This window comes from Clostridium nitrophenolicum (assembly GCF_055391695.1).
In genome coordinates this window covers 5,515,017-5,531,257 of the sequence record NZ_AP042469.1, presented here as the reverse complement: position 1 = coordinate 5,531,257, position 16,241 = coordinate 5,515,017, and the positions used below count along the sequence as shown (strand labels likewise).

Below are 16,241 nucleotides of genomic sequence, written 5' to 3'. Positions count from 1 at the left end.
TAAAAAATAGAATCCTTTTTTGTCCTAAAAGAATCAGTCAGAGTACTTGTGATGATTTTAAACAAAAACCATGGTAAAATTAGTATATAAGTAACGGAAAGTTTTAAAATCATATTGATAAAAATATTTAAATTACAAGGATGGAGAACTATGACGGAATCATTATTAAAGCAAATTCAAGATACAGTAGTAAAATATACTAATGTAATATCAAATGTTGTTAATGTTGATGTTGAAATTATTGATAAAGATTTTAATAGGATTGCAGGTACAGGAGTATATAAGGATAAAATTAATGAAAATATTTCAAAGGAAGCATATGTTTACAGTGAAGTTATAAGAACTGGAGAACATCATATAATAGAAAATCCCGGAAAGCATGCTTTGTGTAAAGAGTGTGAAAGAAGGAATTGTTGTGTAGAGAAGCTTGAAATAAGTACACCTATTAAATTTGATAATGAAATAATTGGTGTAATAGGGCTCATTTGTTCTACTGAAGAACAGAGAACTAATATCTTAAATAAAATGGTACCTTACCTTCAATTCCTGGATCAAATATCGGAATTTATTAGTAATAAGATATATGAATATTTAGAAACAGAAAGAAATAAAGCGTCGATTTTTTTGCTTCAACAGATAATAGATAGTGTTGATAAAGGAGTAATTGTTATTGATGATAATGAATGCATATATCATATGAATAATAGTGCTATGAAGCAACTTAGGCTTACACCGTCATATGTTGGCAAAAGTATCAAAATTACATCTGAGAATGAATTTATAATCGGGGAAGAGGAATTTTTTGTAGTTATAGGGGATAATGAATACCGTTTATTAGGAGAGATATTATTAGTACCTACAGCGATTTCCTCCTATAACAAGGTTTTCATATTTAATCAAATAAAGAAGTTAAAAAATGATGCATATGAAATAACAAATGCTCATCAATCGATAAAAGTTGATAATATTTTAGGACAGTCTAAAAAAATGCTAAATCTTAAAAATGCTATTTTAAAGGCTGCAGATTCAAATTCTACAATACTTATTACAGGAGAAAGTGGTACTGGAAAGGAATTAGTTGCAAGAGCAATACATTCAGAGAGTAAAAGAAGTGACAAGCCTTTTATTGCAATAAATTGTGGAGCAATTCCAGACACTTTATTGGAAAGTGAATTTTTTGGATATGTAAAAGGTGCCTTTAGTGGAGCTAATCCAAATGGGAGAATAGGAAAATTTGAATTAGCGAACAAAGGAGTAATTTTTCTAGATGAGATTGGAGATATGCCTCTTCATCTTCAAGTAAAAATATTAAGAGTGCTTCAAGAGAGAAAACTTGTAAGGATAGGGTCCAACCAGCTTATAGATCTAGATATTAGAGTAATTGCAGCTACTAATAAAGACCTGAAACAGCTTATAAAAGAAAATAAATTTAGAGAAGATCTTTATTATCGTTTAAATGTGATACCAATAAATATACCTCCTTTAAGAGAAAGAGATGGAGATATAGAGATAATCATTACAAAACTCATCGAAAAATATAATAGTGTATTCGACAAGTATGTACACACTATAGATATTGATGCTAAAGCTATATTAGTCAATTACCCTTGGCCAGGAAATATTAGAGAACTTGAAAATACAATAGAATATATGATTAATTTAGCTGATGAAAGTGGCATATTAACGGTTGAGATGATTCCTCAGAGTATTTTGGAATACAAGGGAGGAAATAAAGTAAACGCTGATACTGATGGTATCAGAGCTCTTAAGGATATAGAAAATGAATATATTTTAAAGGCTTTAGATATTTGTGGAAGAGATACAAAAGGAAAGCAGATAGCTGCTAAAAAATTAGGGATAGGAATAGCAACTCTTTATAGAAAACTTGAAGGTCGATAGATTATAGAGACAGGAGAAGCTAACGAAGTGCTTGAAAAGTTATTAAAATGATAAGTTATCATTTTGATAACTTTTTTTAGTCATTAATAATATGAATACAGCAGAATGCTCAGTTTTTGTGTTAAAGAGTTTAAAGAATTTTGTTAAGATTTATAAGAATACGTAAAATTAATATATTTTAAGAATTATAAATGTTTGCAAAAGTGCTATAAAAATAATTTTATTATCAAAATGATAAATATAATAAAGATATATTACTGTGAGGGGGTTAGACAGGGAGTTAGAGAAACTATCAAAATGATAAATAATTATCATTCTGATAGTTTTAGCTATTTTTTAGCTTAAATATTAGTAAAATATAATATTAAATGACTTCTAGATTAAGATTTAAAGACATATAACTAAATTTTTTTTATAGGTTTACATATTTTTTGGCACGGGAATTGCTTATATAAAAGGACAGAAGAATGAAGCTGCAGTAATAACTGTTATAGAAGTTCTTTAAGTAAAATTATTAATAGCTACAAAATAATGTTTTGAGTAGTGAGGAGGATAAAAGTGGTTGAATCAGTTAAATGGGTAAAAAATGATAAGGCTAGAGATAAGAGTGAAAAAGTATCTGTTGATCTCTTTAGTCAAGAGAGTGTAAAAAATGCTAAAAAATTTCATGAGAGTTTTGATGTATATTCCAGAACACCTCTTGTAAGATTAAAAAATCTTTCAGAAAAGTTAGGAGTATCTGAAATACTTGTAAAAGATGAATCATATAGATTCGGACTTAATGCATTTAAGGTGCTTGGAGGTTCATATGCTATCGGAAACTTACTTGCAAAAAGATTAGGGGTTCCAATGAGCGAAGTTTCCTTCGATATGCTTAGATCAAAAGAAACAAAAGAAAAACTAGGTGAAATTACTTTCGCGACAGCTACTGATGGTAATCATGGAAGAGGAGTAGCTTGGGCAGCACAGCAGCTTGGACAAAAAGCTGTAGTTTATATGCCAAAGGGATCTTCAAAGACTAGACTTGAAAACATAAGAGCAACTGGAGCAGAAGCTAGTATTACTGATATGAACTATGATGATGCAGTTAGATATGCATTATCAAATGCAGAAAAGTATGGATGGGAAATGGTACAAGATACTGCATGGGAAGGATATGTTGAAATACCAACATGGATAATGCAAGGATACGCTACATTCATGCTTGAAGCAGTAGAACAAATTAAAGAATATGGTTTAGAAAAACCTACACATGTATTTGTACAAGCTGGAGTTGGTGCTTTAGCTGGAGCAGTACAAGGATTTTTAGCAGCTGTATACGAAGAAGACAGACCTATAACAACAATAGTTGAACCAAACTTAGCAGATTGTATTTATAGATCAGCAGTTAATGGAAAAATGACAAATGTTACAGGAGATATGCCTACTATAATGGCAGGACTTGCTTGTGGTGAGCCTAATCCTATGGGATGGGATATACTTCGTGACTATTCAGACGCGTATATATCTTGTGAAGATTTTATTTCAGCTAATGGTATGAGAGTTTTAGGAAACCCAATAGGTGATGATAAAAAGGTTGTATCCGGAGAATCAGGAGCTGTAACTACAGGAGCAGTATATTCTATACTCACAAATGAAAATTTAAAAGAACTTAAAGAACAATTAGGAATCAATAAGGATTCAAGAATTTTAGTTATAAGCACAGAAGGAGATACAGACCCAGATAAATATAGAGAAATAGTATGGGAAGGTAGCTACCAAAACAAATAGTCGCTAAATAATTATATGTTAAATAAATAATTATGCTAAATAAATAATAGAAAAATGGAGGAATTAACAATGGATTTCAATAAAATTAAAGAAGCATCACAAGCTTACAAACCAGCTATGACTAAATTTTTAAGAGACTTAGTAGCAATCCCAGGTGAAAGCTGTGAAGAGGAAGGCGTTATCAAAAGAATCGAAGCTGAAATGAAAGCATTGGGATACGACAAAGTTGTAATCGACCCTCAGGGAAATGTACTTGGTTACATGGGAACAGGCGAAACTTTAATCGGATTTGATGCTCATATAGATACGGTAGGTATCGGTAACAGAGCTAACTGGGAATTTGATCCATATGAAGGATATGAAAATGATGAAGAAATCGGTGGAAGAGGAGTAACAGACCAGTTAGGCGGTATCGTATCAGCTGTATACGGTGCTAAAATAATGAAAGACTTAGGTCTTTTAAGCGACAAATACACAGCATTAGTTGTAGGAACTGTTCAAGAAGAAGACTGTGATGGTAACTGCTGGTTATATATAATCAACGAAGATAAAGTTAGACCTGAATTTGTAGTAAGTACAGAGCCAACTGATGGCGGTATCCACAGAGGACAAAGAGGACGTATGGAAATCCGTGTTGATGTTCAAGGAGTTTCATGCCACGGTTCAGCTCCAGAAAGAGGAGACAACGCAATCTACAAAATGGCTGAAATATTAACAAATGTTAGAGACCTTAACGAAAATGATGCTGCTGATGATACAGAAATTAAAGGCTTAGTAAAAATGTTAGATGAAAAATACAACCCACAATACGAAGAAGCTAGATTCTTAGGACGTGGTACTTGTGCTACATCACAGATATTCTATACTTCACCAAGCCGTTGTGCAGTAGCTGACTCCTGCTCAATTTCAATAGACCGTCGTATGACAGCTGGCGAAACTTGGGAAAGCTGCTTAGATGAAATTCGTGCACTTCCAGCTGTTAAAAAATACAATGCAACAGTAAGCATGTACGAATATGAGAGACCAAGCTGGACTGGACTTTCATACCCACAAGAATGCTACTTCCCTACATGGGTTATTTCAGAAGATCATCCTGTAACAAAAGCAATGGAAGAAGCATATATCAGCCTTTACGGAACAACAAGAAGCGGTGCTGCTTCAGAAGATGCAATGAGAAAAGCTCGTCCACTTACTGATAAATGGACATTCTCAACAAACGGTGTTGCTATAATGGGTCGTCATGGAATTCCTGTTATAGGATTTGGACCTGGTGCAGAAGCTCAGGCACATGCTCCAAATGAAAAAACTTGGAAAGAAGATTTAGTAAAATGTGCTGCTGTATATGCTGCATTACCAACTATATACACTAAAAATAATAAATAGTAATTCAATGTATAAGCTGGATATTTAAAATTCAGCTTATACAAGTATTTATAAGAGGTTTATGAAATTATTTCCAATATTTGATTAAATAATATTGAAATCTATGGAGGAATATTAAATGGGAATTGGCAAATTAGTTATAGCCCTAGGTGGAAATGCACTTCAAGAATCAGGAAGTCCTGCAACAGCAGAAGCTCAATTAGAAGTAGTTAGAAAAACTTGTGAATACATTGGAGATATGAAAACTAAAGGATATCAAGTTGCAGTAGTTCATGGAAACGGACCACAAGTTGGTAGAATCTTACTTTCATCAGAAGCAGGAGCTAATGTTACACCAGCAATGCCTTTTGATGTATGTGGTGCTATGAGCCAAGGATATATAGGATATCATATTCAACAAGCATTAAGAAAGTCTTTAGATAAAAGAAATATAAAGGTACCTGTAGTAACACTTGTAACACAAGTAGTTGTAGACAAGGATGATGAAGCATTTAAGAATCCAACTAAACCAATAGGACCTTTCTATACTGAAGAAGAAGCTAAGAAAATTGAAAAAGAAAAGAATTATACAATGAAAGAAGATGCAGGAAGAGGATGGAGAAGAGTTGTGGCATCTCCAACACCAAAGAGAATAGCAGAACTTAATTGTATTGAAACTTTAATGGATTCAACTATTTGTATAGCAGCTGGCGGCGGCGGAATTCCTGTTATTGAAAGAGAAGATGGTTCCCTAGAAGGTACTGCAGCAGTTATAGATAAGGATCTTGCAGCTGAAAGACTTGCTGAAGATCTTGATGCAGATATACTTATGATATTGACAGAAGTTGAAAAAGTATCAATCAACTTCAGACAGCCTAACCAAGTGGATCTTGGACATATTACTGTAGAAGAAGCAGAAAAATATATGGCAGAAAGACATTTTGCTCCAGGATCAATGCTTCCAAAGGTTAAAGCTGCAGTTATGTTTGCAAAGGCAAACCCTAAACATAGGGCAATAATAACTTCACTTTACAAAGCAGTAGATGCAATAGAAGGAAAGACAGGAACAATTATTACATTGAATAAGTAATAAGATTAATAAAATTAAGTTTCTAAAATAGATTTTTAAAAATAAATTTATATAGATCCGTAGATAAGTTTTAACATAAATTTATTTGCGGGTCTATAATCGCAATTATATGTAGTAGTTTGATTTAAGAGTATAGTGCTTAAAGTGGCAAACTTATGATTTAGAATACCATATACAAAAGTTTAATAGAATAAAATTAAGAAAGAGATATGCTGGAAAGCAAAAGAAAGAATTATTATAAGATGAAAAGGGTTACGCAAGGATTATTATTTCACTGTATAGCACTAGTTAAGTTTTAAGAGAACAATTAATCATCTAGTAAAGATTCTAGCATAGAGGGGTATTATGGCAAAGTTAAAAGTAAATATATGTGGTATAAATTTTCCCAATCCTGTTATGACGGCAGCAGGACCAAGTTCTAAAGATGGAGATCTTTGTCTTGCAGCTGCAAAAGGCGGTGCCGGCGGAATAGTGACAAAAACAATATCTGTAAGTCCTGCAGAAGTACCGCGTCCATGTATGGCTAATATAAACAGTGGATTTATGAACGTAGAACTATGGTCAGAGCTTCCAAAGGAGCAGTGGTTTGAGGTAGAGTATAAAAAGGCTAAAAAGGCTAAGGTACCAATAATTATAAGTATAGGTCACACAGCTTACCAAATTAAAGAATTGGCACCCTTTGTAAAGTCTTATGCAGATGCTATTGAGATTTCTACTCATTACGAAGGAACAGATGTAACTCCCTTTGTTGAGGCTATAAAGATTGCTAAAAGAGAATTTGATGTGCCTGTGTTTATGAAAATAAGTCCACAAGCAGATATTAAACCCATAGTAAAGGCTATAGAAGATGCAGGAGCAGATGGGATTGTTATGGTAAATTCCTTTGGACCATGTATGTCAATAGATGTCAATACAGGACATCCTATTATAGGAAGTAAAACTGGCTATGGATGGCTTTCAGGAGTATCCATTCGTCCACTTGCAATAAGATGTGTATATGAAGCTTATCAGGTGGTTAACATTCCTATAATTGGTGTTGGCGGTGTAACAAATGGTAAAGATGCTGCGGAAATGTTTATGGCAGGCGCTTCTGCAGTTCAGGTGTGCACACAAGCTATACTTAAAGGTTCAAATGTATATGGAAGAATTGCTAGCGAATTAAATGCCTTTCTTGATGAGAAGGGATATAAAGATGTAAATGAAATAAAGGGACTTGCTCATAAAAAGGTGGCGGAAAGAAAGTTTCGAACACATTCAATTCCACCAGTAGTGAGTTATGATGATTGTATAAAATGTGGTACTTGTAGGACTAGTTGTGTATATGGAGCTATTACAGTTGATGGTAAGCTTCATATAGATAAAGATAAATGTTTTGGTTGTGGATTATGTGTAACAAAGTGTCCAAAGCGTGCTCTAAAAATACCTTTAAGGTAATCTATAAAGTTTATTAGTTATGATGCTTTGTTTTAGATAAATATTAAAAAGATGTGGATTTTACATTATAGAAAGGGGAAGAGCTTATGGGTATTGTGCTTAAAGGAGGAAAAATTGTAACTGCGGTAGATACCTATTTTTCAGACATACGTATAGAGAATGAGAAAATTGTTTCTATAGGAAGTAACTTGGAAAGGCCAGGGGATGAAATAATATCTGCTGAAGAATGTTATGTTTTTCCTGGAGGTATAGATACTCATACTCATTTCGACTTAGAGGTAGCTGGAACAGTTACAGCGGACAATTTTGAAAGTGGTACAAAGGCAGCAGTAGTTGGAGGAACTACTACCATATTAGACTTTGCCACTCAAAATAGAGGTGAAACCTTAAAAGAAGGATTGAATAACTGGCGTAAAAAGTCAGAGGGTAAATGCTATTGTGATTACGGATTTCATATGGCTATAAGTGATTGGAATGATAATATTTCCGATGAGATGGAGGACATGGTTAATAAGGGTATTACTTCCTTCAAATTATACATGGCTTATAAATCTACCATGCAGGTAGATGATGAAGTAATCCTTAAAGCTTTAAGAAGAAGTAAAGAAATCGGAGGATTAATTGGTTTTCATTGTGAAAACGGTGATATTATAGATGTTTTGGTAAACGAAGCAATAGAAAAGGGGAATACATCTTACGCTTATCATCCATTGACAAGACCTGTTGAAGTTGAGAGAGAAGCAATAACAAGATTACTTCAACTAGCAGAAATAGCGGATTCACCGGTTAACATAGTGCATTTAAGTTCTAAAGAAGGACTTTCAAGTATTTTAGAGGCTAAGAAAAGGGGAGTAAAGGTATATGTAGAAACATGTCCCCAATACTTACTTTTAGATGATTCTAAATATGAACAAAAAGAAAAGGACAATTTTGAGGGGGCTAAATTTGTTATGTCACCTCCTCTAAGAAAAAGTTATGATCAGGAGGCATTATGGAAGGCGTTAGCTTCTGGTGAAATAAATACTATCGCAACAGATCACTGCTCCTTTAATTTTAAAGGACAGAAAGATATGGGAATAAATGATTTTAGCAAAATACCTAATGGAGCTCCAGGAGTAGAGCATAGGATAGCCCTTATATATACTTATGGAGTTGTTCCAGGAAGGATAAGTATAAATGAAATGGTAGCCCTCACTTCAACTAATGCTGCAAAGCAATTTGGACTTTTTCCAAGAAAGGGTACCATTGCAGTAGGCAGCGATGCAGATTTAGTAGTATGGGATCCTAGAACTGTTTCTAAAATAAGCGCAGAAAAGCAGAGTCATAGAGTTGACTATACACCATATGAGGGTTTTGAACAGAAAGGACATGCGGCTTATGTGTTTTTAAGAGGCAAAGCAGTTGTAAAAGATTGCAAATTATGTGAAGAAAAAGCTATAGGTAAATATTTGCATAGGGATGCATTGCCTTTTCATTAATTTAAAAAATCTGATTGTTTATAATACCACAAAAACTAATTGAAAGTGATATTTACTTTTAAGAGAGAGAGGAATATGAAATGTTTAAAGTAAATGTAAATGGTAAAGATTATAAATCGGAAACAGATATGGCATTGATGGATTTTCTACGCGACGAATTAGGAATAATATCTGTAAAGAATGGATGTAAAGAGGGTGCCTGTGGAACTTGCACTGTTATTATTGATGGCAAGACAACTCGTGCTTGTGTACAAAAGCTTTCTAGATTGGAAGGAAAGAAGATACAAACAATAGAAGGATTTACAGAAAGAGAAAGAGAGGTATTTGTATATGCCTTTGCTGCCGCAGGAGCTGTACAATGCGGATTTTGTATCCCTGGTATGGTTATATGCGGTAAATGCTTAATAGATCAAAATCCAAATCCTACTAGAGAAGACATAAAGCAAGCAATTCGTACTAATATTTGTCGTTGCACTGGATATGCCAAGATTGAAGAGGGTATCCTTTTAGCGGCAAAAATGCTAAGAGAAAACTTAGAAGTTCCTGAATTAAAGCAAACAGGAAAGGTTGGAGAGAGAACCTGTCGTGTTGATGCTCGTGAAAAAACATTAGGAACAGCAAAATATGCAGATGACTACAGCTTTGATGGCATGCTTTATGGAAAGAATGTATTCAGTAAATATGCTCGTGCAAAGGTATTATCTATTGATACAAGCAAGGCTCTTAAAATGCCAGGAGTTGTTGCAATATACACTGCAAAGGATATACCAGGCAAGAGATATATTGGACATTTAGCGCAAGACTGGCCAGGTATGATTGATGTAGGAGAAGAAACAAAATGCATCGGAGATACCCTTGCAATGGTTGTCGCCGAAACAAGAGAACAAGCAGTGGCGGCAGTAAAGGCTGTAGAAGTAGAGTACGAAGTATTGAAACCAATTTGTACACCTAAAGAAGCTGACGCGACTGGCGCTCATCAGGTGCATGGAGAAGGTTTTATGCACTTTGGCAAGTTCAGAATTCCGGAAAACAATGTATTTGATCATCAAGAAGTAAAACGCGGGGATGCGGAAACTGCACTTGCAAATTCTAAATTTGTAGTAGAAGGTACTTTTTATCTTCCACCAACTGAACATGCCTTCATGGAGCCAGAAACTGCAATTGGTTTGCCTGATGGAGATGGTGTCAAGGTTATTACAGGGGGACAGGGCATTTATGATGAATATCATGAACTTAGTAATTATCTAGGTCTTCCATTGGGAAAAGTAAGAATACAAAGTGCTGTTGTTGGAGGAGGATTCGGTGGTAAGGAAGATATGAGTGTGCAGCATCAAGCGGCACTTTGTGCTTATCTTACCAAACGACCTGTAAAAGTATCTTTTAGCCGTCAGGAAAGCATAAACTATCATCCAAAACGTCATGCAATGGAGATTTATTGTAAAATTGGCTGTAATGAAAATGGTATCTTGCAGGGAATGAAAGCGAGACTTATCTCTGATACAGGTGCTTATGCTTCTCTTGGTGGTCCAGTACTACAAAGAGCTTGTACACATGCTGGTGGTCCTTATAATTATCAGAATGTAGATATAGAGGGAGATGCTTACTATACTAATAATCCTCCAGCTGGTGCCTTCCGTGGTTTCGGGGTAACACAATCTTGTATGGTAGTAGAATCTCTAATAAATCAGTTAGCAGAAAAAGTGGGACTTTCCGGATGGGAATTCCGATATCGTAATGCCATTAGACCGGGACAATCACTACCTAATGGGCAGATAGCAGACAAGGGAACTGCTATGGTAGAAACCCTGGAAGCAGTAAAAGAAGATTTTAAAAAATATGAAGCAGATCCAAATTATTATGTAGGTATTGCTTCTGCAATGAAGAATGCAGGTGTTGGAGTAGGTCTTCCTGATATTGGACGTTGTAACTTAAAAATAATCGATGGGAAAGTTCATGCCAGATCTTCTGCCGGTGCAATTGGTCAAGGCGTACAAACTGTGTTGTTACAAATGATCTGTGAAACAACAGGATTAATGCCGGACCAAATTGTTGTGGAACATCCTGATACAAAATATACACCTGACTCAGGTACGACAACAGCGTCCCGTCAAACAACATTTGCCGGAGAAGCGGCACACCAATCATCGCTGCAATTAAAGGCTGATTTAGACGCTGGATGTACATTAGAAGATTTAGAGGGTAAGGAATATATTGGAGAATTTGGTTTTGAAACAGACCCAATTGGTTCTCCAAAAGCTAATCCAGTCAGCCATATTGCCTATGGATATGGAACACAACTTGTTATTATCGATAAAGAAGGAAAATTAGTAAAAGTTGTTGCAGCTCATGACCTTGGAAGAGCGATCAATCCTCTTTCTGCCACAGGTCAGGTAGAAGGTGGGGTAGCTATGGGTCTTGGATATGGTTTGACGGAAGACTTCCCACTAAAAGATGGAGTTCCTCAAGTAAAGCTTGGTACATTAGGCATTTTTAAGGCAACTCAAATGCCACCTGTTGAAGTTCATTTGATTGAAAAAAATGATCCTGATAAGGTAGCATTTGGTGCTAAAGGTATTGGGGAAATTGTGTGCTGTATGTGTGCACCAGCAGTACAGGGAGCATATTATAAACTCGATGGTAAGTTTAGAACTAAGTTACCTTTAGAAGATACGGCTTATAGAAAGAAAAAGTAGTATATTGAAACTTATTCAGATGGAGCCTTAGCTCCATCTGAATTTTTATTAGATATCTAAAATCTGTGATTATATTATATCTAGTAAAAATAATTGGTAAAGAGGGAGATGAAACTATGTTTAATGAGACTGTAATTGTAAGAGAAGGCGGAGACATAGCCTCAAGTACAATACAAAAATTACACAAGGTCTTAGACACAGTAGCAGGTGATAGAAAATAGATTAAATCAGATACACAAGCAAGTTATATAAAGGAAGTTAGAAATATCTTATATAAAGAGGTGATTGAAATGGTAGATATTCTAATTACTAATGGATTAATTGTAGATGGAACTGGTAAGGACTCTTATTATGCAGATATAGCAATTAAAGATGAAAAGATAATAAAAATTGAAAAAAATATATGCAATGAAGCAAAAGAAGTTATTAATGCATCTGGACTAGTGGTGTGTCCTGGATTTATAGATGTACATAGTCATAACGACTTAGTACCTCTTATGGATAATAAAATTCGAAACTTAAAATTAATGCAGGGAGTTACTACTGAATTAGTTGGACAATGTGGTTTAGGTGTAGTTCCATGTGTAGAAAGTGAAAGTAAGGTATGGAAGAATTATGTTAGAGGTGTAGTGGGAGATCCTTGTATAGAATGGAATTTTCCTACACTTGGTGAATATATAAATAAAATTACTTCAAAAGGGTTAAAAAATAACTATGCTGTACTGATTTCTCATGGGGCTATTAGAACAAGTATAATGGGCTTTGATAATAGAAAACCTACAGAAACTGAACTAAATAATATGTGTGAAATAGTAAAGGATGCTATGGAAGCAGGAGCGTTTGGAATGTCTATAGGACTTCAGTATATGCCTGCTGTATTTAGTAGTAAAGATGAATTAATTGAAATGTGTAAAGTAGTTAAAAGCTATAATGGAATGATTATGGTTCATTTACGAAATCATGATAGTACTATAGTGAACGCTTTAGATGAAATTATATCAATAGCAGAGGCTTCAGGTGTTAAACTTCATATTTCTCATTTGCGTTCTTATAATTCGATAGATTATGGTAAAAATGCAGAAGTTCTTCTTAATTTTGTAGATAAGGCAGTTAATGAAGGTATAGATATTACTTTTGATGAACACCTTTATCTTTCAGGAAGTACCTTAATGACTCAGCTTTTACCTCCGTGGCTTACGGATAAAGGAACTAATGTATTAATAGAAAAATTAAAAGATAAACAAGTATTATCTAGAGTAAAAGAGGAATTGAATAATAAAGATCTTCATTATTCAGGGTGGGACAACTATAGTGCTATTACAGGCTGGAATGGAGTACTTATAACTTCACTTAAAAAAACTGAAAACTTAAAATATGTTGGAAAAACAGTTGGAGATATTGCCAAAGAATTAGGTATAGATCCACTAGATTTTGTATCTCAGCTTCTTATCAAAGAAGAAACAGGAGTAGGAATAGTAACTTTAAATGTATTTTCAGAAGAAGATACTATCAAGCTTATAAAGCACCCTTCTCAAATGGTGGGTTCAGATAGCATACCTGCTGGTGTGCCACATCCACGTCTATACGGAAACTATCCTCTTTTTATAGGTAAGTTTGTGAGAGAAAAAAAGGCGCTTAGTCTGGAAGAAGCTATATACAAGTCAACAGCTTTTCCAGCAGCAACATTAGGTTTGAAAGATAAAGGAGAGTTATCTGTTGATAAAGTAGCTGATATTACCATATTTGATTCAAATCAAATTATAGGTTATGAGGATTATAGTAATTCAACTAAAACTTCTATTGGGATAAAATATGTCATATTAAATGGTAAAGTAGCCCTTAGACAGGGAGCTGTATGTGAAGGAACATATGGGAAAGTATTTAAATACAATCTTCAATAAAAATAAGAGTAAAGAATTATTTCGTTATATATTATCAATAAATAAAAAAAATTTCGAATATTGACAAGTGTTTATGAAAATTGTAAAATTCAATTAATTGATTAATTAATTAATCAATTTAAGTATTCAATATATTTGTTTAGTTTTATTAAGATAAAACATGTTTGTTCCCATCCTCTGTGATTTGGTATTTTGTGTGGTTACATTTATTATTTCATAGCGGAGAAAAATATAAAAGCTTAACTGCTAAAAGGTTAGGCAGATCGGCGCTTGGGGAATTCGCAAGCGACTAAGAAACATAAAATTAACATGGAGGTGTAACATGACATACAAAGTAATCGGTAATAGTGTTAATAGAGTTGATGCAGTTGCCAAAGTTACAGGAAAGGCTAAGTATGCAGATGACTTCTTTGAGCGTGATATGTTGGTAGGAAAGGTTTTAAGAAGTCCTTATGCTCATGCAATTGTAAAAAATATTGATGTAAGTAAAGCGAAGGATTTAGATGGTGTAGAGGCTGTAATTACTCATAAAGATTTACCTAAAACTAAGTTTCCAACAGCTGGACACCCTTGGTCCTTGGACCCATCACATAGGGATATAGCAGATAGACTTATTTTAACTGATAAAGCTCGTTTTGTAGGAGATGCTATTGCAGCTGTTATAGCTGTGGATGAGTTAACTGCAGAAAAAGCATTAAAACTAATTGAAGTAGAATATGAGGTTCTTCCACATGTTTTAGATCCAGAAGAGGCTATTAAGCCAGGTGCACCTGTGATACATGAAGAAAGACCTGATAATATAATAAGTTCTTTTGGTGCTGTAATTGGAGATGTTGAAGAAGAACTTAAAAATGCAGATCATGTTTTTGAAGGAGAATATCAAACTAGTATTGTTCAACATTGTCATATAGAAAACCATAGTGCTTATTCTTATGTTGATGCTGATGGACGTATTGTAATCGTATCCTCAACACAAATTCCACATATCGTAAGAAGAATTGTAGGACAAGCGCTTGGAATGCCTTGGGGTAGAATTAGAGTTATTAAGCCTTATGTAGGTGGTGGATTTGGAAACAAACAGGACGTTGTTATTGAGCCTTTGACTGCAGCAATGACTCTTGCTGTAAATGGAAGACCTGTTCATTATGCACTTACTAGAGAAGAAGTTTTCATAGATACAAGAACACGTCATGCTATGAAATTTAATTTCAAAACAGCTGTTTCTAAGGAAGGAAAGCTGCTTGGAATATATATAAAGGATATTGTTACTAATGGTGCTTATGCTTCACATGGACATTCTATTGCAATGAGCGCAGGTAGTAAGTTTAGACCATTATACGATTTTAATGCTATTACATTTGATCCTAAAACAGTTTATACGAACTTACCTGTAGCTGGTGCAATGAGAGGGTATGGAGTACCTCAAATATGCTTTGCATTAGAAAGTCATTTAGACGATATAGCTCGTGAAATGAGCATTGATCCAATTAAATTTAGAGAACAAAATTTAATTAGTGTTGGTCATATGGATCCATTAAGCAAGAATGTAGTTCGTACTTTTGGAATACCTGAATGTATTAAAAAGGGTAAAGAATTAATAAAATGGAATGAAAAGAAGGAAAAATATAAGAATCAAAGAGGGGAAAAGAGAAGAGGCATTGGTATGGCATGCTTTAGCTATTTGTGTGGTACCTATCCAGTAGCTTTAGAGCTTGCAGGAGCTAGAATAGTAATGAATCAAGACGGTTCAGTTCAGTTACAGCTTTCTGCAACTGAAATTGGACAGGGAAGTGATACTGTATTTAGCCAAATGGTTGCTGAGGTACTTGGCTTATCAATGGATATGGTACATGTTGTTTCAACACAAGATACAGATATTTCTCCTTTTGATACAGGTTCTTATGCATCTAGACAGACTTTTGTTACAGGAGCTGCTGTTAAGAAAGCTGCATTAGAAGTAAGACAAAAAGTGCTGGCAATTGCAAGTAAAAATACAGGACTTAATATTGATGAGTTAGATATACAAAATGCACAAATTGTTGAAAAAAGACTAGGAACAGTTGTTTGTTCACTAGAGGACATAGCTATGCAATCTTACTATGATAGAATTAATGCTGCACCAATTACTAGTGATGTTACAGAAAATGTAAGAGTTAATGCACCAGCATATGGAGTTACATTTGCTGAAGTAGAAGTAGATATGAAGACAGGAAAAATAGATGTAGTAGAAATTTACAACGTTCATGATTCCGGTATAATCATGAATCCTAAATTGGCTGAAGGTCAAGTACATGGTGGTGTTAGCATGGGCTTAGGCTATGCTTTGTCTGAACAACTGCTTTTTGATAAGAAAACAGGAAAACCACTAAATAATAACTTATTGGATTATAAACTTCAAACAATCATGGATACACCAGATATCGGAGTAGCCTTTGTTGAAAAGTACGAGCCTGCAGCATCTTTTGGGCAAAAGTCTGTAGGTGAGAACCCAACTATTTCTCCTGCACCTGCAATTAGAAATGCTGTTTTAGATGCTACTGGCGTTGCATTTAACAAAATTCCTATGAATCCACAGTCTGTGTTTGAAAAATTTAAGGAGGAAGGCTTACTATAG

At 34.4% G+C, this 16,241-nt stretch carries 9 protein-coding genes; all 9 read left to right on the top strand.

Annotated elements, in window-relative coordinates:
* Nucleotides 1-150: 150 nt before the first annotated feature.
* Nucleotides 151-1,899 carry a sigma-54 interaction domain-containing protein gene (locus ACZ5N4_RS26240; RefSeq protein ID WP_464205694.1) on the top strand — a complete coding sequence of 583 codons (1,749 nt, stop codon included), beginning with the start codon at nt 151-153 and terminating at the stop codon, nt 1,897-1,899.
* A 558-nt stretch (nt 1,900-2,457) separates the two neighbouring features.
* Entirely contained in the window at nt 2,458-3,669 is a 1,212-nt protein-coding gene (dpaL, locus tag ACZ5N4_RS26235; protein ID WP_464205692.1) for a diaminopropionate ammonia-lyase, read from the top strand.
* 69 nt (nt 3,670-3,738) lie between these two features.
* The gene (locus ACZ5N4_RS26230) at nt 3,739-5,052 is read left to right on the top strand and encodes a YgeY family selenium metabolism-linked hydrolase (RefSeq protein WP_464205690.1); all 1,314 of its coding nucleotides are present in this window, start codon (nt 3,739-3,741) and stop codon (nt 5,050-5,052) included.
* 118 nt (nt 5,053-5,170) lie between these two features.
* Entirely contained in the window at nt 5,171-6,121 is a 951-nt protein-coding gene (gene arcC, locus ACZ5N4_RS26225) for a carbamate kinase (RefSeq protein WP_464205688.1), read from the top strand.
* A 345-nt stretch (nt 6,122-6,466) separates the two neighbouring features.
* Nucleotides 6,467-7,555 (top strand): 4Fe-4S binding protein, encoded by a 1,089-nt coding sequence (locus ACZ5N4_RS26220; RefSeq protein WP_464205686.1) that lies wholly within the window; start codon nt 6,467-6,469, stop codon nt 7,553-7,555.
* Nucleotides 7,556-7,641: 86 nt separating this feature from the next.
* Nucleotides 7,642-9,033 (top strand): dihydropyrimidinase, encoded by a 1,392-nt coding sequence (hydA, locus tag ACZ5N4_RS26215; protein WP_464205684.1) that lies wholly within the window; start codon nt 7,642-7,644, stop codon nt 9,031-9,033.
* 80 nt (nt 9,034-9,113) lie between these two features.
* A complete protein-coding gene (xdh, locus tag ACZ5N4_RS26210; protein WP_464205683.1) occupies nt 9,114-11,726 on the top strand; it encodes a selenium-dependent xanthine dehydrogenase in 2,613 nt (870 codons plus the stop codon).
* A gap of 290 nt (nt 11,727-12,016) precedes the next feature.
* On the top strand, nt 12,017-13,627 hold the full coding sequence (locus tag ACZ5N4_RS26205) for an N-acyl-D-amino-acid deacylase family protein (protein WP_464205682.1): 1,611 nt from the start codon (nt 12,017-12,019) through the stop codon (nt 13,625-13,627).
* A gap of 322 nt (nt 13,628-13,949) precedes the next feature.
* The gene (xdhA, locus tag ACZ5N4_RS26200) at nt 13,950-16,241 is read left to right on the top strand and encodes a xanthine dehydrogenase molybdenum-binding subunit XdhA (protein WP_464205680.1); all 2,292 of its coding nucleotides are present in this window, start codon (nt 13,950-13,952) and stop codon (nt 16,239-16,241) included.